At 62.1% G+C, this 21,177-nt stretch carries 17 protein-coding genes and 2 pseudogenes; 7 read left to right on the top strand and 12 right to left on the bottom strand.

Features of this window, described 5'->3' with window-relative positions:
* Positions 1-183: 183 nt before the first annotated feature.
* Positions 184-1,467, top strand: coding sequence for a sensor domain-containing diguanylate cyclase (locus ACMGF5_RS06975; RefSeq protein ID WP_115273049.1), 1,284 nt, complete (start codon positions 184-186; stop codon positions 1,465-1,467).
* A gap of 123 nt (positions 1,468-1,590) precedes the next feature.
* On the top strand, positions 1,591-3,369 hold the full coding sequence (locus ACMGF5_RS06970; protein ID WP_046787553.1) for an acyl-CoA dehydrogenase C-terminal domain-containing protein: 1,779 nt from the start codon (positions 1,591-1,593) through the stop codon (positions 3,367-3,369).
* Positions 3,370-3,628: 259 nt separating this feature from the next.
* On the opposite strand, the gene ACMGF5_RS06965 is transcribed toward ACMGF5_RS06970, so the two are convergent.
* On the bottom strand, positions 3,629-4,552 hold the full coding sequence (locus tag ACMGF5_RS06965; protein WP_046787554.1) for a LysR family transcriptional regulator: 924 nt from the start codon (positions 4,550-4,552) through the stop codon (positions 3,629-3,631).
* 208 nt (positions 4,553-4,760) lie between these two features.
* Between ACMGF5_RS06965 and ACMGF5_RS06960 the strand changes: the two genes are divergently transcribed.
* Positions 4,761-6,041, top strand: a complete 1,281-nt coding sequence (locus ACMGF5_RS06960) for an aspartate aminotransferase family protein (protein ID WP_414157669.1) — start codon at positions 4,761-4,763, stop codon at positions 6,039-6,041.
* A 194-nt stretch (positions 6,042-6,235) separates the two neighbouring features.
* Positions 6,236-6,394 carry a YqaE/Pmp3 family membrane protein gene (locus ACMGF5_RS06955; RefSeq protein ID WP_012316587.1) on the top strand — a complete coding sequence of 53 codons (159 nt, stop codon included), beginning with the start codon at positions 6,236-6,238 and terminating at the stop codon, positions 6,392-6,394.
* 31 nt (positions 6,395-6,425) lie between these two features.
* Here the strand turns inward: ACMGF5_RS06955 and ACMGF5_RS06950 are convergent, their stop codons facing one another.
* The 10 genes from ACMGF5_RS06950 to ACMGF5_RS06905 form a co-directional block, all read right to left on the bottom strand.
* Positions 6,426-8,249 (bottom strand): alpha/beta hydrolase family protein, encoded by a 1,824-nt coding sequence (locus ACMGF5_RS06950; RefSeq protein WP_414157668.1) that lies wholly within the window; start codon positions 8,247-8,249, stop codon positions 6,426-6,428.
* Positions 8,215-9,363, bottom strand: coding sequence for a pyrroloquinoline quinone biosynthesis protein PqqE (gene pqqE, locus ACMGF5_RS06945; RefSeq protein WP_119687876.1), 1,149 nt, complete (start codon positions 9,361-9,363; stop codon positions 8,215-8,217). Before pqqE ends, ACMGF5_RS06950 begins: the two co-directional genes overlap by 35 nt.
* Positions 9,335-9,610 (bottom strand): pyrroloquinoline quinone biosynthesis peptide chaperone PqqD, encoded by a 276-nt coding sequence (pqqD, locus tag ACMGF5_RS06940; RefSeq protein WP_012316584.1) that lies wholly within the window; start codon positions 9,608-9,610, stop codon positions 9,335-9,337. The genes pqqE and pqqD overlap by 29 nt, the downstream gene beginning before the upstream one ends.
* Positions 9,607-10,362, bottom strand: coding sequence for a pyrroloquinoline-quinone synthase PqqC (gene pqqC / locus ACMGF5_RS06935; protein WP_046787558.1), 756 nt, complete (start codon positions 10,360-10,362; stop codon positions 9,607-9,609). Before pqqC ends, pqqD begins: the two co-directional genes overlap by 4 nt.
* A 9-nt stretch (positions 10,363-10,371) precedes the next feature.
* Complete coding sequence (gene pqqB / locus ACMGF5_RS06930; protein WP_046787559.1) at positions 10,372-11,283, bottom strand: pyrroloquinoline quinone biosynthesis protein PqqB; 912 nt, start codon at positions 11,281-11,283, stop codon at positions 10,372-10,374.
* 89 nt (positions 11,284-11,372) lie between these two features.
* The gene (gene pqqA, locus ACMGF5_RS06925; RefSeq protein ID WP_008365141.1) at positions 11,373-11,444 is read right to left on the bottom strand and encodes a pyrroloquinoline quinone precursor peptide PqqA; all 72 of its coding nucleotides are present in this window, start codon (positions 11,442-11,444) and stop codon (positions 11,373-11,375) included.
* A 169-nt stretch (positions 11,445-11,613) separates the two neighbouring features.
* Positions 11,614-13,896 carry a pyrroloquinoline quinone biosynthesis protein PqqF gene (gene pqqF, locus ACMGF5_RS06920; RefSeq protein WP_414157667.1) on the bottom strand — a complete coding sequence of 761 codons (2,283 nt, stop codon included), beginning with the start codon at positions 13,894-13,896 and terminating at the stop codon, positions 11,614-11,616.
* A gap of 65 nt (positions 13,897-13,961) precedes the next feature.
* Positions 13,962-14,756, bottom strand: coding sequence for a carbon-nitrogen hydrolase family protein (locus ACMGF5_RS06915; protein ID WP_251962680.1), 795 nt, complete (start codon positions 14,754-14,756; stop codon positions 13,962-13,964).
* A gap of 14 nt (positions 14,757-14,770) precedes the next feature.
* Positions 14,771-16,453, bottom strand: coding sequence for a flavin monoamine oxidase family protein (locus ACMGF5_RS06910; RefSeq protein ID WP_012316579.1), 1,683 nt, complete (start codon positions 16,451-16,453; stop codon positions 14,771-14,773).
* A 190-nt stretch (positions 16,454-16,643) separates the two neighbouring features.
* Entirely contained in the window at positions 16,644-17,105 is a 462-nt protein-coding gene (locus tag ACMGF5_RS06905; RefSeq protein WP_115273044.1) for an Lrp/AsnC family transcriptional regulator, read from the bottom strand.
* A gap of 124 nt (positions 17,106-17,229) precedes the next feature.
* On the opposite strand from ACMGF5_RS06905, the gene ACMGF5_RS06900 reads away from it, so the two are divergent.
* Positions 17,230-17,787 (top strand): serine acetyltransferase, encoded by a 558-nt coding sequence (locus ACMGF5_RS06900; protein WP_046787563.1) that lies wholly within the window; start codon positions 17,230-17,232, stop codon positions 17,785-17,787.
* Positions 17,788-17,907: 120 nt separating this feature from the next.
* Here ACMGF5_RS06900 and ACMGF5_RS06895 read toward each other — a convergent pair whose 3' ends face one another.
* Positions 17,908-19,047: a Fic family protein gene (locus ACMGF5_RS06895; protein ID WP_346640811.1), complete on the bottom strand. Its 1,140-nt coding sequence runs from the start codon at positions 19,045-19,047 to the stop codon at positions 17,908-17,910.
* Positions 19,048-19,236: 189 nt separating this feature from the next.
* Here ACMGF5_RS06895 and ACMGF5_RS06890 point away from each other — a divergent pair.
* Both ACMGF5_RS06890 and istA read left to right on the top strand, forming a co-directional pair.
* A pseudogene (locus ACMGF5_RS06890) lies at positions 19,237-19,452 on the top strand (helix-turn-helix domain-containing protein); the annotation flags it as partial.
* A gap of 203 nt (positions 19,453-19,655) precedes the next feature.
* Positions 19,656-21,171: pseudogene (gene istA / locus ACMGF5_RS06885) on the top strand (IS21 family transposase).
* Positions 21,172-21,177 lie beyond the last annotated feature (6 nt).

Below are 21,177 nucleotides of genomic sequence, written 5' to 3'. Positions count from 1 at the left end.
CCTTCACCGGCAGGCGGGTTTTCGTATTTTTGGGGCCGCTACGCCCCAAGATCCGGTTACAAGAAAAGCTCAAGCCCTCCGCCCCTGCTGCCGTTAACCCCCCGTGCATTCATCTATTCATGTGCGCTGCCGATGAAGTAAAGGCACAATGCCATTATTGATCTGCCGGGTCGGAGATTACCCTTGTTTCGTTTAAACGCTGTACGCGCAAGCCACTTCCTGCCTTCGCTGTTCCTCTTGCTGGCAGGGCTTGCGGCGGCATACGTGAGAGACCTCAGCGTCTTCTTCACATCACTGTTCAATGTCCTGCCCACCTTGGTCCTGCTGCTGGGTGGCGCCTACTGCGCGGTCTACCGTCGCCAGCGTGAGCTGTTCTTGATGGTCACGGTGTACATCGCCTACTTTCTGCTCGATACCCAGACCGACTACTACCGTGACCATGGGCGTGTGCGCGAGGACGCAGCGGTGATTTTCCATCTGGTGTGCCTGCTGCTGCCTGCATTGTTCGGGCTATTTGGCGCCTGGCAGGAGCGCACCCACCTGGCCCAAGACCTGCTTGCCCGGTTTGCTGTGCTGTTCGCTGTGGGTAGCGTGGCAGTGGCACTGGAGCAAAGTTTTCCCCAGGCACTGCTGGCCTGGTTGGCGGAAATCCGTTGGCCGTCGCTGCATGGGCAGTGGATGAGCCTGATCCAGATGGTCTACCCGTTGTTCATCGGTGTCTTCATGCTGCTGGTGGTGCAGTACCTGCGTGAGCCAAGGCCCTTGCATGCGGCCCAGATCATCGGGCTGATCGGTATCTTCTGGATGCTGCCCAAGACGTTCATCCTGCCGTTCACGCTGAACATCATGTGCAGCCAGGTGATGCTGATGATCGCTGCGGCGGTCTCCCACGAGGCCTATCAGATGGCCTTCCGTGACGAGCTGACCGGCCTGCCTGGGCGGCGCGCGCTGAACGAACGCATGCAGCGCCTGGGGCGCAACTACGTGATTGCCATGACCGACGTCGATCACTTCAAGAAATTCAACGACACCCATGGCCACGATGTCGGTGACCAGGTATTGCGCCTGGTCGCCAGCCGGCTGTCGAAGGTCACCGGTGGTGGGCGCGCCTACCGCTACGGTGGCGAGGAATTTGCCCTGGTCTTCGCCGGCAAGACCGCCGAGGAATGCGTGCCGCATGTGGAAGCCGTGCGCGAGATGATCGCCAACTACACGATGCAACTGCGTGACCAGAACAACCGGCCACAGGACGATTCCGCCGGGCGCCAGCGCCGCAGCGGCAGTGGTGCTGGCACGGTATCGGTGACCATCAGTATCGGCGTCGCTGAACGCCTTATCGAACACCGCAACCCCGAAGAAGTGCTCAAGTCAGCCGACCAGGCGCTTTACAGCGCCAAAGGTGCCGGCCGTAACTGTGTCATGGTTTACGGCCAACAATCACGGCGCGGAGCCGTTCGCACTGCGTGACCATAATTGACTATATGGTCGCGTGATGACCCTATGTCTCGCAAAAGTTGTTCGGTTACACTGGATTCAACCCCGTGCTGCGGTCCTTCGAGACCGCCCCGACCCCACCAGCGAGAGGTTGTCATGGCTGAATATAAAGCGCCGCTGCGCGACATGCGCTTCGTTCTGAATGAAGTCTTCAACGTGGCAGAGCTGTGGGCGCAATTGCCTGAGCTGGCCGAAACGGTCGATGCGCAAACCGCACTTGCCGTGCTGGAAGAAGCAGGCAAGGTCACCAGCAAGTCCATCGCCCCGCTCAGCCGAGCGGCTGACGAAGAGGGCTGTCACTGGGAAAACGGTGCGGTAAGCACCCCGGCTGGCTTCATCGAGGCCTACAACACTTACGCCGAGGGCGGCTGGGTGGGTGTGGGCGGCGATCCCCAGTACGGTGGCATGGGCATGCCCAAGGCGATTTCGGCCCAGGTTGAAGAAATGGTCAACGCGTCGAGCCTGGCGTTCGGCCTGTACCCGATGCTGACTGCGGGTGCCTGCCTGTCGATCAACGCCCACGCCAGCGAAGCGCTCAGGGAAAAGTACCTGCCGAACATGTATTCCGGCGTGTGGGCAGGTTCCATGTGCCTGACCGAGCCGCATGCCGGTACCGACCTTGGCATCATCCGGACCAAGGCCGAGCCCCAGGCCGATGGCAGCTACAAGGTCAGCGGCACCAAGATTTTCATTACTGGCGGCGAACACGACCTGACCGAAAACATCATCCACCTGGTGCTGGCCAAGCTGCCGGACGCACCGGCCGGGCCAAAGGGCATCTCGCTGTTCCTGGTGCCCAAGTTCCTGGTCAACGATGACGGCAGCCTTGGGGCGCGTAACCCGGCTACCTGTGGCTCGATCGAGCACAAGATGGGTATCCAGGCTTCGGCAACGTGTGTGATGAACTTCGATGAAGCTGTAGGTTACATCGTTGGCGAGCCGAACAAGGGCCTGGCGGCGATGTTCACCATGATGAACTACGAGCGCCTGGGCGTGGGCATTCAGGGGTTGGCCACGGCCGAACGCTCCTACCAGAATGCCGTCGAGTATGCCCGCGACCGTTTGCAGAGCCGTGCGCCCACCGGCCCGCAGGCCAAGGAAAAGGCGGCCGACCCGATCATCGTCCACCCGGATGTGCGCCGCATGCTGCTGACCATGAAAGCGCTGATCGAAGGTGGCCGCGCCTTCTCCACGTACGTGGCAATGCAGCTGGACAGCGCCAAGTACAGCGAAGAGCCGGGTACGCGCAAACGCAGTGAAGAGCTGGTGGCGCTGTTGACGCCGGTAGCCAAGGCGTTCCTCACCGACCTGGGCCTGGAGTGTGCGGTGCATGGCCAGCAGGTGTTCGGTGGCCATGGCTACATTCGCGAGTGGGGCCAGGAGCAACTGGTACGCGATGTGCGCATTACCCAGATCTATGAAGGCACCAACGGTATTCAGGCCCTGGACCTGATGGGCCGCAAGGTGGTGGCCAGTGGTGGTGCCTACTACAAGCTGTTCTCTGAGGAGATTCGCCAGTTCATTGCCAGCGCGGGTGGCGACCTGGATGAGTTCGCCAAACCGCTGGGTGCCTACCTCGATCAACTCGACGGCCTTACCGAGTGGGTACTGGAGCAGGCCAAGGGCAACCCGAATGAGATTGGTGCTGCGTCGGTCGAGTACCTGCATGCCTTTGGCTATGTCGCCTATGCCTACATGTGGGCGTTGATGGCGCGGGCGGCCAAGGCGGGCGAGGGCGATGAGGCGTTCTACTCGGCCAAGCTGGGGACGGCGCGGTTCTACTTCGCCAGGCTGCTGCCGCGGGTGGATTCGCTGGTGGCTTCGGTCAAGGCGGGGAGCGAGTCGTTGTACTTGCTGGATGCCGAGCAGTTCTGACGACTGGGATATACGCCCGACGTTTGTTGATGAACGTTGTTTGTAAGCATTTTCCTACATCACGCGGTGACTTTTCGCCACTGGTGTCAGATTGGATCCACGGCTAATCTTGCTACATGGACGTTGCGCAGGAAGCGCAAAGGACAGAACAGGGACAAACGAAGGATTTCCTGCCAGGACGGTGGGGCGATAGGGATGTCACAGGGAAAAAGTCTGGGAAAACCCCGCTTCGGCGGGGTTTTCTTTGCGCGCGTGTATTTCAGCCAAGCACATCCAGGGGTGAAGCCCCCAGTTGCCGTGCGTCGGCTTCTTCCTCGAGCAGCGTGCGCAGCAACTCGACCGATGCCTGCTGGCGCTGGGCATCGCGAAATACCAGGCCAACCTTCAACGGCACCCGCGGCTCGCTCAATGGTTTCCACAGCAACCCTTGGTCATCGTCGGCAGCCTCTTTGGCGCGGCCAGGCAGGATAGTGGCCAGTGCGGTGTGGGCCAGGCTGTCGAGAATGCCGCCCATGTTGTTCATCTCCGCCTGAACCTGCGGCCTGCGCCCCAGGCTGGCCAACTGTTGCTTCCAGATCTGGCGGATCTGGAACTCCTCGCCAAGCATCAGCATCGGCAGTTCTGCAGCTTGTCTGATAGAGACTTTCTTGAAGTCCTTCAACGGATGGGTATCAGGGATCACCAGCTGCAGTTCATCTTCGTACAGTAGCAAGCCGTGTAGCCCAGGTTGGCGTGGCGGCAGGTAGCTGATACCGATATCCAGGTTGCCGTTGAGCAGGCGTCGTTCGATTTCCAGCCCCGACAGCTCATAGATCTGTACCACAAGATGCGGTTGGGCCTTGCGCAACCGCTCAAGCAACTGCGGCACCAGGCTCGGCCGAACCGTCTGTAGTACGCCGATGGCCAGCGTGCGCAAGGACTGGCCCTTGAAGTTGCGCATCGCTTCGTGGGCGCGCTGCAGCCCATCGAGCAGGGGCAGGGCGTGGTTGTACAGGGTGTGGGCCGCCAAGGTCGGCAGCAGGCGCTTGTTGCTGCGCTCGAACAGGCTCAGGTCAAGGCTGTGCTCAAGCTGGCGGATCTGCTGCGAGAGGGCCGGCTGAGACAGTGACAGGCGTTCAGCAGCGCGGCCGACATGGCCTTCTTCATACACCGCGACGAAATAACGCAGTTGGCGAAAATCCATAAGTATTACTTATCGAAAAAGCTGAAAAAACGGAATGGCCGCAAGCGCCGCCGAGGCCTAGTCTATCGCCGTATTCCAGCGGGTTACAGCGATCAATTCGCGCATTGTTACCCCGTTTGAGAAACACTTTTGATAGGAAAGGCAAAATTATCAAGCGCCGGCGCCAAGACCGGACGTTGCCCTTTGCCGTGACTGGCCGGAGCCCCCGATGAACCTGTTCAACCTGCGCCGATCGGCCAACGCCGCGGCTGTCGTGCCCAAGCGTGCGCCGGTAAGCGTGCCAGACGCATCGGCGTTGTCCCGCGAGCGCCTGATGCCCGGCGCCGAACGTGCGCCACAAGTGTTCGTGCGTGGCCAAGGCTCCTGGTTGTGGGACAACCAAGGGCATGCTTACCTGGATTTTACCCAGGGCGGCGCGGTAAACAGCCTGGGCCACAGCCCCAGCGTGTTGGTCAAGGCGCTGGGCAATCAGGCCCAGGCGTTGATCAACCCAGGGGCCGGTTTCCATAGCCGTGGTTTGCTGACGCTGGCCAACCGCTTGTGCCAGAGCACCGGTAGCGATCAGGCGTACCTGCTCAACAGTGGCGCCGAGGCCTGCGAGGGGGCGATCAAGCTGGCGCGCAAATGGGGCCAGCTGCACCGCAACGGCGCTTATCACATCATCACTGCCAGCCAGGGCTGCCATGGCCGCAGCCTGGGGGCCCTGTCGGCATCCGATCCGCTGCCGTGCAACCGCTGTGAACCCGGCCTGCCGGGTTTCAGCAAAGTGCCATTCAATGACTTGGCGGCGCTGCATGCAGAAGTCGACTCGCGAACTGTGGCAATCATGCTCGAGCCGGTCCAGGGCGAGGCAGGCGTGATTCCCGCGACAAGGGAATACCTCAAAGGCGTCGAGCGGTTGTGCCGTGAGCTGGGCATCCTGCTGATCCTTGACGAGGTGCAGACCGGCATTGGCCGCTGCGGAGCATTGCTGGCCGAGGAAACCTACGGGGTGCGCGCTGACATCATTACCTTGGGCAAAGGCCTGGGAGCCGGCGTGCCGCTGGCGGCCTTGCTTGCTCGTGGTACCGCTTGCTGCGCGGCCCCCGGCGAGCTGGAGGGCAGCCACCATGGTAATGCGCTGATGTGCGCTGCAGGCCTTGCGGTACTGGATACCGTACTGGAGCCGGGCTTTTTCGAGCATGTCCAGGACAGTGGCCGCCATCTGCGCGATGGCCTGAGCCGCCTGGCCGGCCGCTATGGCCAAGGCGAAGTACGCGGCCAAGGGCTTCTCTGGGCGCTTCAGCTACAGGACCACCTGGCCAAGGACCTGGTGCAGGCGGCCTTGCACGAGGGCCTGCTTTTGAATGCCCCGCAGGCCGATGTGGTGCGTTTTACACCGGCGTTGACGGTGAGCAAAGGCAACATCGATGAAATGCTCCTGCGCCTGGCCCGGGCCTTCGCCCGCCTGCACGCGCAGCAGCATGCCCGCCGTGAAGTTTCGGCCTGATACGAATTCTACGAACCGTCTGGCGTTTCTGCGCATCGCCCCTGGCCTGATTCATTTGGCCCGGGGCGTTTTTTTTGTGGGGGGCAGGCCCTTGGCAAGGTGCCTGAGCGCTGCAAAAAAACCACGGCATGCACCGGTGGAACCTCTGCGATGCCCAGCTAGTCTCTGTTTAGACCCATTGAGGAGAAACTTGCATGGACATCATTCGCATCATCATCGCCATCATCCTGCCGCCGCTGGGTGTGTTTCTGCAGGTCGGGTTCGGCGGGGCGTTCTGGCTGAATATCCTGCTGACCTTGCTGGGGTACATTCCGGGTATCGTGCATGCGGTGTACATCATCGCCAAGCGCTGAATCTGCCGGGGCCGCAGGGCGGCCCCAGGTTTCACTGGGCCAGCACCCGACAATAGAACTTCCATTCCTCCTCGAGGGCATGTGCAAGGTTTTCGGCCTTTCGAAAGCCATGCCGTTCGCCCGCGTAGAAGTGCCCCTCGGCCTCGATGCCATTGGCCTTCAACGCCTCAAGCATCGAGCGCGTCTGCTCCGGCACCACCACAGCATCCAGTTCACCCTGAAAGAAAATCACCGGTACATTGATCTGCTCGGCATGCAACAGTGGGGTGCGTTGGCGATAGCGCTCGGCATCCTGTTGCGGGTCACCGATCAGCCAGTCGAGGTAATCGCCTTCGAACTTGTGCGTGGCGCGGCCCAGCGCAACCGGGTCACTTACCCCGTAGAGGCTGGCACCGGCACGGAATACGTCATGGAACGCCAGGGCGCACAGGGTGGTATAACCGCCGGCACTGCCACCACGTATGAAGGCTTTGCGGTGGTCGATCAAACCGCGTTCGGCCAGGTGTTCGACTGCCGCGCAGGCATCCTGTACATCGCTCTGGCCCCAGCGCAAGTGCAGGGCCTGGCGATATTCGCGACCATAACCAGTACTGCCCCGATAGTTCAGGTCGGCAACGGCGAAGCCACGCTGGGTCCAGTACTGAACCCGTGGGTCCAGCACCGGATAGCAGGCTGAGGTTGGCCCACCATGGATGAACACCACCAGCGGGGAAGGCCCTTTGGCGCCGGCTGCCGGGTAAAAGAAACCATGGGAAACCTCGCCGCCACTGTCGTAGAGGATGGATTGCGGCTGGCTGATGCAATCGGCTGGCAGTAACTCGGCGCCGCCTGCCAGAACCCGTACTTCGTGGCTTGCCCGGTCAATGGCAATGACGGCTGGCGGGCTGATCGGCGAGGCAGCGATTGCGTAGAGATGCCCGGCGTCGATGGCCAGGCTACGAAAACGGCTATAGGCACTGGCGAAACGCTCCATCTGGCCGTCGACGGTGCGTAGCCCGAGTTGCCCAACGCCACCTTCGAACCAGCTGGCCAGGTAGCTTTGTGGTCCGATTGCCAGCCAGGTGCTGTTGCCCAGTTGCCAGGGTGCGGCAGCGTGGTCTGCAGGCTCGGCGGGCAAGGCTTGCCATAGCCCGCCCAACTCGCCCCAGGGCTGCCAGAAACCATTACGGTCGGACAGGCAGTACAAGCGCCCTTGCGCGTCGAAGCGAGGTTGCTGGAGGGACTCGTCATTCGCCGCGATGCAGCGCGCCGCGCCCCAGCTACCGTCACTTTGCCGTTCGCGACACATCAGCCGTGTGACTGTCCATGGCTGCGCCGGCCGGTCCCATTCGATCCAGGCCAGGCGTGTGCCATCGGCGCTGATCGTGGGGGATGCATAGAAATCAGCGCCTGCGCCGAGCTCTTCAACGGCGGTCTCACCCAATGCCACCAGGCGATGTTCCACACTCTCGCCATGGCACTCCTCGACCGCCAGCACTTGGCCGTCGTGCCATTGCAGGTCGCCGTAACGGCATTGGGCATTCTGGGTCAACGCATGCGGTGGCGCGCCATCAAGTCCCTGGTGATAGATCTGCTGGTCCTTCTCGTTGACGAACAGCACTGCGTCATCGCTCAGGCAGAAACTGCCTCCACCGTATTCATAGACCCGGCTGCGCACGCTGAAGCCGTCAGGCGTGAGGCAGCGTGCCTGCTGGTCACGCCAGCACCAGATGCGGCAAGCACCGTCGGCCGGGCGAAATTCATTCCAGAACAGGCCTTGGGGGCTGGCTTTGAGTTCGGCGAAATCGGTGCCGGCGGCGACAGCCTGCGCGGCACTGAATTCACCCGCGGGCAATGACACGTGAGTTGCGCTCATTACGGAAGGTCATCTGTTCAATGGCGAGGTCGGCTGTTTCTGCCTCCTCGCGGGCCTTGAGGATGATGCCGTGGTCGCTCGACTTGGCGCACACCGGGTCGGCGTTGCTGGCATCGCCGGTGAGCATGAAGGCCTGGCAGCGGCAGCCGCCGAAGTCCTTTTCTTTCTCGTCGCACGAGCGGCAGGGCTCGGGCATCCAGTCATAACCACGGAAACGGTTGAAGCCGAACGAGTCGTACCAGATGTGCTTGAGGTCGTGATCGCGGACATTCGGGAACTGCACCGGCAGCTGACGTGCGCCATGACAGGGCAGGGCAGTGCCGTCCGGCGTGATGGTCAAAAACAGGCTGCCCCAGCCATTCATGCAGGCCTTGGGGCGCTCCTCGTAGTAGTCCGGCGTGACGAAGATCAGCTTGCACGGGTTGCCTTCGGCCTTGAGCTTTGCACGGTACTCGTTGGTGATGCGTTCAGCGCGTTCAAGCTGCTCACGGGTCGGCAGCAGGCCCAGGCGGTTGAGGTGCGCCCAGCCATAGAACTGGCAGGTTGCAAGTTCGACGAAGTCGGCTTCCAGCGCTACGCACAGCTCGATGATGCGGTCGATCTTGTCGATGTTGTGCCGGTGGGTGACGAAGTTGAGCACCATCGGATAGCCATGGGCTTTCACTGCCCGGGCCATCTCCAGCTTCTGTGCGAAGGCCTTTTTCGACCCCGCCAGCAGGTTGTTCACCTGCTCGTCGCTGGCCTGGAAACTGATCTGGATGTGGTCCAGGCCGGCGTCCTTGAAGTTGGCGATACGTGCCTCGGTCAGGCCGATGCCGGAGGTGATCAGGTTGGTGTAGTAACCCAACCGGCGCGCTTCGCCGATCAGCTCGGCGAGGTCCTGGCGCACCAGCGGCTCACCGCCGGAAAAGCCGATCTGCGCGGCACCCATTTCACGGGCTTCGGCCATCACCTTGAACCACTGCGCGGTCGACAGCTCCTTGCCCTGTTCGGCGAAGTCGAGGGGGTTGGAGCAGTACGGGCACTGCAGCGGGCAGCGATAGGTCAGTTCGGCCAGCAGCCACAGCGGCAGGCCGACCGGTACCTCAGGCGAGTGTGATCCAGTGTTCGCCACGGGCCACCTCCATGAATTGCTCGATGTCATCAGCGACTTCGGGCACACCAGGGAATTGCTGTTCGAGCTCGGTGATGATCGCGTTCACATCACGTTTGCCGTCGATCAGGCCGCCTATGAGGGAGGCGCTGTCGTTGAGCTTGATCATGCCCTCAGGGTAGAGCAGCACGTGGCCTTTCTGCGCCGGTTCGTACTGGAACCGGTAACCGGGGCGCCAGTTCGGCACTTGCTTGCGGTCGAAACTCATAGGGCAATCCCCTTGTGCCATACCCGTTGCTGGGTGACGGTGTGATACGGCGGGCGGTGCAGCTCGTAGGCCATGCTCATGGCGTCGAGCATGCTCCAGAGGATATCCAGCTTGAACTGCAGGATTTCCAGCATACGCTCCTGGCCCGCCCGGGTGGTGTAGTGCTGCAAGGTGATCGTCAGGCCGTGCTCGACATCGCGCCGGGCCTGGCCCAGGCGGGTGCGGAAGTACTCGTAGCCGGCAGGATCGATCCACGGGTAGTGTTGCGGCCAGCTGTCCAGCCGCGACTGGTGGATCTGTGGGGCGAACAGTTCGGTCAGCGAGCTGCTGGCCGCTTCCTGCCAGCTGGCACGGCGGGCGAAGTTCACGTAGGCATCGACGGCGAAGCGCACACCTGGCAGCACCAGCTCCTGGGAACGCAGCTGGTCCGGGTCGAGCCCCACGGCCTGGCCCAGGCGCAGCCAGGCTTCGATACCACCGTCTTCGCCCGGGGCTCCGTCGTGGTCGAGCAGGCGCTGGATCCACTCGCGGCGCACTTCGCGGTCCGGGCAGTTGGCGAGGATCGCGGCATCCTTCATCGGGATGTTCACCTGGTAGTAGAAGCGGTTGGCTACCCAGCCCTGGATCTGTTCGCGGGTAGCGCGCCCTTCGTACATCGCCACGTGATAGGGGTGATGAATGTGGTAGTAGGCGCCCTTGGCGCGCAGGGCCTGCTCGAATTCGGCAGGCGACAGTGGCAGTGCCTCGCTCATCGGGCCTCCTTACAACTCGATGCTCATGCCGTCGAAGGCGACTTCCACACCGCGGCGCTGGACCTCGGCGCGTTCGGGGGAGTCTTCGTCCAGAATCGGGTTGGTGTTGTTGATGTGGATAAGTACCTTGCGCTGGCGTGGGAAACCGTCCAGCACCTCGAGCATGCCGCCGGGGCCGTTCTGCGCCAGGTGACCCATTTCGCGGCCAGTGCGGGTGCCGACGCCGCGGCGCTGCATTTCATCATCCTCCCACAGCGTGCCGTCGACCAGCAGGCAGTCAGCGCCGTGCATCATTGCCAGCAGCTTGTCGTCGACCTGGCCCAGGCCGGGCGCGTAGAACAGCTTGCCGCCGGTGCGGGTGTCTTCCACCAGCAGCCCCAGGTTGTCGCCCGGATGTGGGTCGAAGCGGTGCGGGGAGTAAGGCGGTGCGGCGCTGCGCAGCGGGAACGGAGTGAACCTGAGGTTGGGGCAGGCCGGGATGACAAAGCTGCCCTCGAGCTCGATGCGGTTCCACTGCAGGCCACCGTTCCAGTGGCTGAGCATGTTGAACAGCGGGAAGCCGGTGGTGAGATCCTGATGGACCATGTCGGTGCACCAGACCTGATGCGGGCAGCCTTCGCGCAGGCTGAGCAGGCCGGTGGTGTGGTCGATCTGGCTGTCGAGCAGGACGATGGCATTGATGCCGGTGTCGCGCAGGGCACGGGCCGGCTGCATTGGCGCGAAGGCCTGCAGTTGGGCACGGATGTCGGGTGAGGCGTTGCACAGGATCCAGTGCACACCGTCGTCGGACAGGGCAATCGACGACTGGGTGCGTGCCGTGGCGCGCAGGCTGCCATCGCGATAGCCCTTGCAGTTGGCGCAGTTGCAGTTCCACTGCGGGAAGCCACCGCCGGCGGCGGAACCGAGAATCTGGATGTACATGGTTGCTCTCTATCCGAACTGTCCGAAGAACCGTAGCCGAAAAAACGACAACGCCCCGGCTGGCCGAGGCGTTGAAACGCAGGCAGTGCTTAGCGGCTTGCGAAGTACATGGTCACTTCGAAGCCGATACGCAGGTCAGTGTATGCAGGTTTGGTCCACATGGTTTTTGCTCCTTCCGGGTTAGGGTAGAGGGTTCAGCTATTTGTTTGGCGTCGCCTCGCGCCGAAGGTTCCGGCGGCTGAGATAGCGTTATCTTACAAGAAAATCTTGTACCGAAAGGTTAATTCTTCGAAAAGCGCCCTTGCGGTATACGTAACAATTGACCCCGGATCAGTGCCAGGCCCCCGCTGGCGCAGGCCCATTGGCCAGGCAGAGCAAGGGTGAATCGGCTGCGAGCAAGCGGCCCAGCAAATCGTCCAGATGCGCCTGTTGCGTCTTCAGGATAGCCACGCGTAACGCGGGCAGATCGTCGGGTAGTGTAGCCAAGTGTGTCTGCCATGCCCAATCGGCAAGCTCCGCGTTGGCCATGGCTGGCTCGTCGAACTGCGCCGCCAACCTTTGCCGTGCAGCAGCGTCGAGACATACACCTTGGCGCAGGAGGGTGAGCAGGTGACCGAGGATCTCGGCGTGGGTGGCACGGGGCGATTGCACGCCGAACAGCAGCCCGCCGATGCCCTCGACCTGACGAAAGGTACTGAATACGGCGTAACCCAGCTGCAATTCCACCCGTAGCCTTTGGTACACGGGCCCTTGCAGCAACTGGGCGAGAAGCCGGCCGCAGGCTTGCTGATGGTCAGGCACGGGGCAAAAAAGCAACAGTGCGGGTTCGCTGCCCGGCACCTTGGCGTGATGCCAGCGGCGGCCGTGCCAGTCGGGCGGAGGTACCGGCATGCCAAACTGCCCGGGGCAGCCTTGCAATGCTGCGCTCAGGGCCTGCAGGGCGGTTGCGTCGAACCCCACAGCCAGGCCATGCCATCGGCTGTGCTGCCATGCATCGTCGAGTGCCTGTTGATTGAGCGCGCGGGTTGGTTCGGGCTTTGGTGCTGCGCCGGTGAGTGCATCTGGCAGTTGGTTGAGCAGGGCCCTGATCGGGATCAGCAAGGGGGGCTGTTGTGTCGCAGGCTCCCAGTCAGCGGGCGAACGCAAGCACGCCATCGCGAGTTCGACGGCCCTCGTGACCGCTGCGGGCAGGCCAGTGCAACGCAGCTGCCAATTTTCGCCTGCGGCACTGAACTGCAGTTGCAACGCGGCACGCTCGCACCGCGCCTGTAGCGGCTGCAGGGCGCGTTCGAGCACGGCGTGCAAGCCCTGGCGCAGGGCCGAAGGCACTTGCCAGCGCAGGTGAAATGCCCCGTATTGGCGTGCCGCCGGCAGTTGCTCACTGACCGTCAGCGCTGCAGGCAATTGAGGCGCCTGCGTGGGGGGCAAGCCGGTAAACAGCAAAGGCTCGGGTGCTGGCAGCTGCCATTGCCCATGCTTGCGCGATGGCAGGCCTTCGAGCAGTGCCTGAAGTGCGCAGAGTGCTTGTGCATCAAGTGCCGCCAATGGCTGACCTGCGCTGTCACGGCGGGCCAACTCGAGGGGGCTGGCGTTGCGTTCGCGGCTCTGTTGCAGAAGGCCGAATTCGGCGTTCAGGTGCGCCGGGCCGGATTGCCGGATAAAGCCGAACCATCCGTGCAGCAGGGCGTGTACTTCCTCTGCACAGGCGTCTGCGCTGAGTTCGAGCTCGATGTGCCAGAGCATCTGCCCGGCGAAGGCGTACAGCATTTCTGCCTTGAAAGTTTGCAGCCAGCTGCGCTGGCGCAGTGCATCCAGCCAGGTGCCCGGCCTGCTGTCGCTCAAACCGGCAATCAGCAACTCCAATGCTCGTTCGCCACCAGGGGGCAGGTTTTCATGGGTGAATACCAGGGCTATGTTCGTGTTCGACAGGGCAGGTGGCGGTGTTTGTGGCGTGCGTTCGCCGAAGGCAAACAAACCAGCGTAGTGCCTGCCAAGCTGTTCGAGCTCATCCAGCGGTTGCGGCCCACACAGGCTCAAGGTGATCTGGCCACCGTGGTAGTAGCGTTGATGGAAATCTGTGAGGGCCCGCTGAAAGGCAGGATCCTGCAACGCCAGGGTATACCGGTTGCCTGCATGAAAACCGCCTAGCGGATGGCCAGCCGACACTGATTGCAGCAGGGCAAAATCCTTCTGGGCCTTAGGGTTGCGCGACCAGGCGATGAATTCGGCATGGATCACTTCACGCTCGCGGCGCTGGCGTTCGCTACCCAGGTCGGGTTCGGCGAGCATCTGGCAAAGGCGCTCCAGCCCGCCGGCCAAGGCTGCGGGCGGGACTTCAAAGAAGAAATCTGTGGTGCGTTCGCGGGTGCTGGCGTTGACCTGCCCGCCGAGGGTCTGGACGTAGCGCATCAGGCCGTCATCCAAGGCGAATCGAGGAGTGCCGAGGAAGAACAGATGCTCGAGAAAGTGCGCGAGCCCAGGCCATTTTGCCGGAGCATCGTGGCTGCCCGCGTGGACCCTCAGCGCAGCAGCCGAGCGCTTGAGCCGCGGGGCATGGCGCAGGGTGAGCTGCAGGCCGTTGGCTAATACGAGGTGGCGAGTGGCATCAGGCATGGGGGCTCCGGGGTAAGCACTCATGCTAACAAATTAGTTGGCCTGACCGCCGACAGAGGCTGTTCTCAGCCCCGCCGCAGATGCAATTCCTGGCGCAGATCTGCGAGGTAAGGAAACGCTTTGCGCCCCTGCACCACCTGTTCATGTTCCAGTTGTGCCAGCAGCTGGCACTCATCCCGACCGGCCATGGCCAGCAGGCTGCCATCCGGCCCGATGATGCTGCTCTGGCCGCAGTACTGGATCTCGCCCTCGGCCCCGCAATAGTTGGCATACACCAGGTAGCACTGGTTTTCCTGGGCCCGGGAGCGCACGGTCACCTGACAGACAAAATCATACGGGGTCATGTTTGCGGTCGGCACCAGGATCAGCTCAGCGCCATCCAGCGCCAAGCGCCGGGCATTTTCCGGAAACTCGATGTCGTAGCAGATCAGCAGCCCCACCTTCCAGCCCTCCAGCTCGACCACCGGAAAGTGGTCGGCACCGGGGCTGAACAGGGCGCGGTCCAGCTCACCGAACAGGTGCGTCTTGCGGTAATTGCACAGGCTGCGGCCATGGGCGTCGATCAGTTGCACGCTGTTGTAGATCGCGCCATCGTCAGTGCGCTCGGGGTAGCCGTAGACGATGGCGATGCGATGCGCCTGGGCGATCTCCACCACCTCCATGGCCGACGGGCCATCATCGGCCTCTGCCAGGCGTTCTACCTGTGCCAACCCGATGTTGTAGCCGCTCAGGAACATCTCCGGACACACCAGCAACTGCGCGCCGCGCTCGGCCGCCAACTGCGCCTGGTGGCGCAGCCGTTGCAGGTTGCCGGGCACGTCCAGCGGGTTGGGCGTGCCCTGGAACAGAGCGATGCGCATGCTGCCTCCTTGTCTCAGTCTGCCAGGGCGATCGGCCCGATCTCGTCGAACACGTCGCCTGGGCCTGGATTGTCCGGATGGGTCTGGCCACCGAAGTGGTTCATGATACCCCACACCGCATTCAGCGAAGTCTGCACTGCCCCCTCGACCCAGGCCGGGGTCCACGACACGTCATCGCCGGCAATGAACATCCCGCGCTGCTCCATTGGCATGTCCTGCTGCATGAAGTGCGCGTACATCCGTTGGTTGTAGCGATAGTGGCCAGGCAGTGCGCCCTTGAAGGCACCGAGGAAGTGCGGGTCGGCCTCCCAGGAAATGGTGATCGGGTCGCCGATGATATGCCCGGCGATATCGGTCTTGGGGTAGATCTTCTTCAGTGCATCCAGGGCCAGTTGCACGCGTTTTTCCACTGGGTGCGGGAGCATCTTCAGGGCGTCGCTCATCCAGGCGTAGGACAGGCAGATCACGCCGGGCTTGTCGTCGCCGTTATCGAACAGGTAGGTGCCGCGGGTCAGCCGATCAGTGAGGGTCATGCTCATCAGGTCGCGGCCGGTTTGCGGGTCTTTGTCCTTCCAGAACGGGCGATCGACCATGACGAAGGTTTTCGACGACTGCATGTATCGGGTACGGTCCAGGGCCATCCACATCTTTTGCGAGAACAGTGATTCTTCACAATCGATCTGGGTGGTCAGCAGCCAGCTCTGGCAGGTGGCGAGCACGGCGCCGTAGTGGCGGGTGTCGCCCCAGTTGTCGGTGACGGCCAGGCGCCCGTCGGCTGCGCGGGCGATGCGCTTTACCCCGGTGCGTGGTGCGCCGCCATGCAGCGCGCTCAGGCTGGTGCCCTCGGGCCAGTGGGCGCAGCGCTCCGGTACATGGCGCCAGATGCCCTGCGGTACCTGCTCCACACCGCCGACGATCAGGTGCTGGTGGTCGTCGCAGTTGGTCATCACCACACGGAAGATTTCCAGCATCGAGTTGGGGAAGTCCGAGTCCCAGCCGCCTGTGCCGAAGCCGACCTGGCCGAACACCTCACGGTGCTGGAAGCTCAGTTGGGCGAACGAGCGCGAGGTGGCGACGAAGTCGTAGAAGGTGCGGTCGTCCCACAGCGGTACCAGCTTGTTCCACAGCGCTTTGAGGCGCGGAACATCGCGATCGCGGATCGCCTGCTGGATATCGGCGAACTGCGCGCCGCTTTCCAGCGCGTCGGCCCAGGCATCGGCTACCTCGTGGAACAGTTTGGGCAAATCGCTGACTTTTTCGGCGTAGTAGGTCTGGCCTTCCAGGTCGATCACCGTGCTGCCGGATGCCGGTGTCAGCGGGTTGGGGAAGGGCTTGGTTTCCAGGCCCAGCTTGTCCACATAGTGGTAGAAGGCGGTGGAGGACACCGGAAAGCGCATGCCGCCGAGCTCGGCGATGACCCCGTCGGTGCCGTTGAAGGCCTGCGAGCGCAGTCGGCCACCCATTTTCGAGGCCTCATACACCACAGGCTTGAGCCCCAGCTTCATCAGCTCGTAGGCCGCCACCAGGCCTGCGATGCCGGCACCGACGATAGCGACTTCCTCACCGTGGCGATCAGCCGGAATGCTGCCCAGCCCAGCCGGGTGCTCCAGCCAGTCGTCGAAGCCGAACGGGAAGTCCGGGCCGAAGATGGTGATGGGTTTCTTGCCGTCGGCCGGGTGGCGGTTTTTCTTGTTCATTGCTGTGACCTTGCCAGAGCGGCTGCGCAGGGGCGGAGCCTGAGTATAGGAGATGCCTGGTGGTCATTTTAGGGAGCGGGGTGTTCGTAATTAAGATGCAAAACGCCGTCGTATTGGCTTTTTTTTCGTCATAACGACATGGCTATAAATACTTGTGACGATTTTTGCTCGGCAACTGTACCGCTGTCATCTAGAAGGGCTGGCCGCGGTCCACTTTGCTGCTGAGGATGATCGAGGTGGTGGTCTTCTCCACGCCCTCGACGCTGCCGATCTGGTCCAGCAGCTGGTCCAGTTGTTCTGGCGAATCGCTGCGCAGCCACGCTACGTAATCGAACTCACCGCTGACCGCGCACAATTGCTGCACTTGCCCCATGGCAGCCAGGCGCCGCACCACGTCCTTGCCGGAGCGCGGTTGCACCTTTATCCCGACATAGGCTTGCAGGCCGCCATCGACCAGGCGCTGGCCCAGTCGCACGCCGTACCCGGTGATGACTTTTCCCTTCTCCAGCCGCGCCAGGCGCGAGTTGACGGTGGTGCGAGCGATACCCAGATGGCGGGCAAGGGTGGCGACGCTTTCGCGGGCATTGATCTGCAGCAGGGCGATCAGTTGGTGATCGATTTCATCGAGGGCGATTGGGCGGGGATTCGACATGGCGAGTCTCTACAGTGGGCTTGCTAGCCTAGCCACGCAGCGGCAATCAGGGCAAGGCAAAGTGCTGCTGCGTGGCTGACTTAATTGCGGCATGATAATTGGCAGACTTTAGTGGACCCACCGTGTGAACTTCGAAACTTTGCTGGAATGCTGGCGGCAGGAAGTCTCCAACAAGAAAAAGCCCGGGCGCCGTACCAGCCTGTTCTTCAACGTGCTGCGACGTGCGCGCAAGGACAACAAGCTGCGCTTTCTTTTCGCCTACCGCCTGGCGCAGTACCTTGATGCCCGCGGCGGCCTGAGCAGGCGGTATGCCCGCGGCATGCAGCAGCGGCTCAATCTCAAGTACGCCGTGGACATCGACATCGGCGCGCAAATAGCTCCCGGCCTTCGTATCGCCCATCTGCCAGGCGTGGTGATCACTCGCCACGCAAGCATCGGGCGTAATTTTTTCATACGGCAGAATTGCTCGGTCGGGATCAAGACCCTTGGCCTGGACCATTACTCGCTGTGCATAGGCGAGAACGTCAGCCTCGGTGCCAATAGCTGCATCGTTGCTGACCACATCAGCATCGGCAACAACGTGGTCATTGGGGCCATGTCTCTGGTGACCCGAGACATTCCTCCCGATAGCACCTTCTACAACCCGCGCCAGCGGAACCTACAGCCACGGCAGGATTCTTGAGAGCCTGAAAATGAAGAAAGCCGCGCAATCGCGCGGCTTTCTTGTATCGGGTGTCCACACGGACTCGAATTGGCGTAATGGCAGGATCGTGTCGCGTTGCGCTGTTTTGTCGCTGCGAGGTCAGCCTTGAGCGTTTTCCGGGTGCTGTAGCTGGTAGCGCGTGCTGCGCCCGCCGCCGGGCAGTCGGGCAAGGCAGCCCTTCTCGACAAGATCGCTCAGGTGGCGCGTGGCGGTGGCTTTCGAGACCTTGGCCACGGCCTGGTATTGCGCGGCGCTGATGCCGTTCTCGAAACCTCTCTCGCCGCCATCGAGCAGGCGGTTAAGCACTTTGACCTGCTCGGCAGATAAGGCTTGGCTGCGGTGAGCCTGCCAGAAGCGCGCCTTGGCCAGCACGCGGTCTATACGAGCAAGGGCTTGCTCCAGACTCTTGAGCAGCGTTGCGAGGAACCATTGCAGCCAGGCGGTGATATCCAGCGTGCCCTTCTGGCTGGCCTCCAGGATGCGGTAATAGCCGGCACGATCGTCGAGGATGCTAGCCGACATGGCGTAAAAGCGGATAGCCTGCTGTTCGCCCTGAGCCAAAGCCAAGTCGGTGATGGCGCGTGTAAGACGACCATTGCCGTCATCGAATGGGTGCAGGGTAACGAACCAGAAGTGCGCAATGCCGGCACGCAAGAATGGGTCGAGGCTCGCATCGCTGCGGCTGCTCTGGAACCAGGCAAAGAAGTCGTCCAGTTGCGCTTCCAGCCCGGCGCGAGGTGGGGCCTGGAAATGTACGGTAGGGCGCGCGAGACGACCGGAAACTACCTGCATGGGCTCTTCGCCGCGCAGCATGCCGACGCGTAGCGGGCGGGCCATCAAGTGGTCATCGCTGGGGAACAGCCAAGCATGCCAGGCGAACAGCCGCTGCAGAACGAGCGGCTGCTGATAGGCGCGGGTGGCATCGAGCAGCAGTTGCGCCAGGCCTTCGGATCGAGAGGTGGTGCGACCTTCCTCGTTCAGCCCCAGGCGCCGCGCCAGCGACGAGCGCACCGAGCCGACATTCAGCTGCTCACACTCGATGGCGGATGAAGTGACGATATTCTGCAGTAGGGCATCCAGGCTGCTCTGCACTTGCGTGTCACTACTTACAGCTCCCAGCATCCCGAGCAAGCGACCCTGTGCCTGGCTGCAAGCGCGCAGCAGCGGGGCAAGTGCATCGGCTTGCCAGCTAAAGTGCGCCCAGTTGGGCTGCTGCCAGATCCAGAGCGGTTCATTCATGGAGGGGTGCTCTTTTTTGAGCCGATTAACGAGCTTATTCGGCTCATTTGGTGAGCCGATAATGCCGGCTATTCGGCTCCCTGTCTAATTTTAAAGCCAGGTTGGCTGACTTAATGAGTGCACCTGATTTGTGGGTGTTGAGCCAGCTCACGCGACTGCTTCCAGCAATTCAGAAACACTCTTGAATCGATAAAAGAACGCATCACGATCCAGTTCGGCCAGCTTCAGGGCCTGAGCCAAAGAGCGATCGCCCGGATGCTTGATCGCAGCCCCTCGACCGTTAGTCGTGAGCTTCGCCGTAACGCCGCCAGTACCTCGCCCTATTCTGCCAGCCAGGCTCAGCAACAAATGCGCCTGCGTCGCAAGGCGTGCCGACCTGCGCGCAAGCTTGAACCAGGTGGCGAACTGGGGATTCCATGACCATCCGGACACCCATTCCACCAACATCCGGACACTGATTCCACGTTGATCCGGACACTCATTCCACAAGTATCCGGACACCGATTCCACGGCCATCCGGACACTTTCAGGCAGGCAGCAACGCAGGATTATTCACTACCATCGGCCTCTTTTATCGAAGCGAAGTGGTCGTCGTGGAGCGTTTATCCATGCGTAAAATCCGAGAGGTACTACGCCTAAAGTTCGACGCCGGCCTGTCCGTGCGCAATATCGCCAAAAGTTTATCCATTGGCCATTCGAGTGCGGGAGACTACCTTTGCCGGTTTGCTGCCAGCGGGCTTCAGTGGCCCGTCGATCTCTCAGATGCCGAGCTGAATCGGCGTTTTTTTCCGCCGGCAGTACCCGCGCCAAGCGACCAACGTCCGACGCCGGACTGGGCTCATGTCCACGCCGAGTTACGCCGTCCCGGTGTCACCTTGGCCCTGCTCTGGCAAGAGTACCGACTCGCCCATCCGCAAGGCTTCCAATACAGCTGGTTCTGCGAGCACTACCGCCTCTGGGCGGCCAAGGTCGACGTGGTCATGCGCCAGGAACATCGCGCCGGCGAAAAACTGTTCGTCGACTACGCCGGTCAAACCGTGCCGGTCATCGACCGGCAGACCGGGGAAATCCATCAAGCCCAGATCTTCGTCGCCGTCCTCGGGGCGTCCAGCTACACCTTCGCCGAAGCCACTTGGTCGCAGAAACTCTCTGATTGGCTGTGCTCGCATGCCCGCTGCTTCGCCTTTCTCGGCGGAACATCGCAGATACTGGTACCCGACAATCTGCGCAGCGGCGTGACCAAGGCACATCGCTACGAGCCCGACATCAACCCCAGTTACCGCGACCTGGCCGAGCATTACGGCGTAGCCGTGCTGCCCGCGCGCTCGCGTAAACCCAAGGACAAAGCCAAGGTTGAAGTCGGCGTACAGGTCGTCGAACGCTGGATCCTCGCGGTGCTGCGCAACCGCCAGTTCTTCTCGTTGGGCGAACTCAATACCGCTATCGCACTGCTTCTGGAGCGCCTCAATCACAAGCCCTTCAAAAAGCTGCCCGGCTCACGCCGCTCAGCCTTCGAGACCCTCGACCAACCCGCGCTGCAACCGTTACCGGAACACCCTTACGTCTACGCCGAATGGAAAAAGGTACGCGTCCATATCGACTACCACGTCGAAGTCGATGGCCACTTCTACTCGGTACCATACCAGTTGGTGAAGCATCAACTCGAAGTGCGGCTCACGGCCCAGACCGTCGAGTGCTTCCACGCCAACCAGCGGGTGGCCAGCCATCTGCGCTCGCCACATAAAGGCCGCCACACCACCCAGATCGAGCACATGCCCAAGAGCCACCGCGAACACGCCGAGTGGACGCCCCAGCGGCTGATCCGCTGGGCTGAGCAGACGGGCCCGAATACGGCCGGTGTCATCGCCTACATCCTCGAACGCCGCATCCATCCGCAGCATGGCTTCCGCGCCTGCCTGGGCATCCTGCGCCTGAGCAAACAGCACGGCGAAGCGCGGCTGGAAGCCGCTTGCCAGCGTGCGCTGGCACTGGGCGCATGTAGCTACAAAAAGCCTCGAATCGATCCTGCGCCAAGGACTGGAACGGCTGCCGCTGGGCCAGCAAAACCTGCCGTTACTGCCCGACGAGCACATCAACCTGCGCGGCCCTGGCTACTACCACTGACTGAAA

It is taken from the genome of Pseudomonas sp. BNK-15, assembly GCF_047456105.1.
Lineage (GTDB): Bacteria > Pseudomonadota > Gammaproteobacteria > Pseudomonadales > Pseudomonadaceae > Aquipseudomonas > Aquipseudomonas putida_E.
This window is presented reverse-complemented; position numbering and strand designations above follow the sequence as displayed.

Bases quoted from the DNA above. Each gene is read 5' to 3' on its own strand.
- ACMGF5_RS06970 (WP_046787553.1), top strand. From the start codon at position 1,591: ATGGCTGAATATAAAGCGCCGCTGCGCGACATGCGCTTCGTTCTGAAT.
- ACMGF5_RS06965 (WP_046787554.1), bottom strand. From the start codon at position 4,552: ATGGATTTTCGCCAACTGCGTTATTTCGTCGCGGTGTATGAAGAAGGC.
- ACMGF5_RS06960 (WP_414157669.1), top strand. From the start codon at position 4,761: ATGAACCTGTTCAACCTGCGCCGATCGGCCAACGCCGCGGCTGTCGTG.
- ACMGF5_RS06955 (WP_012316587.1), top strand. From the start codon at position 6,236: ATGGACATCATTCGCATCATCATCGCCATCATCCTGCCGCCGCTGGGT.
- ACMGF5_RS06950 (WP_414157668.1), bottom strand. From the start codon at position 8,249: ATGAGCGCAACTCACGTGTCATTGCCCGCGGGTGAATTCAGTGCCGCG.
- pqqD (WP_012316584.1), bottom strand. From the start codon at position 9,610: ATGAGTTTCGACCGCAAGCAAGTGCCGAACTGGCGCCCCGGTTACCGG.
- pqqC (WP_046787558.1), bottom strand. From the start codon at position 10,362: ATGAGCGAGGCACTGCCACTGTCGCCTGCCGAATTCGAGCAGGCCCTG.
- pqqB (WP_046787559.1), bottom strand. From the start codon at position 11,283: ATGTACATCCAGATTCTCGGTTCCGCCGCCGGCGGTGGCTTCCCGCAG.
- pqqF (WP_414157667.1), bottom strand. From the start codon at position 13,896: ATGCCTGATGCCACTCGCCACCTCGTATTAGCCAACGGCCTGCAGCTC.
- ACMGF5_RS06915 (WP_251962680.1), bottom strand. From the start codon at position 14,756: ATGCGCATCGCTCTGTTCCAGGGCACGCCCAACCCGCTGGACGTGCCC.
- ACMGF5_RS06910 (WP_012316579.1), bottom strand. From the start codon at position 16,453: ATGAACAAGAAAAACCGCCACCCGGCCGACGGCAAGAAACCCATCACC.
- ACMGF5_RS06905 (WP_115273044.1), bottom strand. From the start codon at position 17,105: ATGTCGAATCCCCGCCCAATCGCCCTCGATGAAATCGATCACCAACTG.
- ACMGF5_RS06895 (WP_346640811.1), bottom strand. From the start codon at position 19,047: ATGAATGAACCGCTCTGGATCTGGCAGCAGCCCAACTGGGCGCACTTT.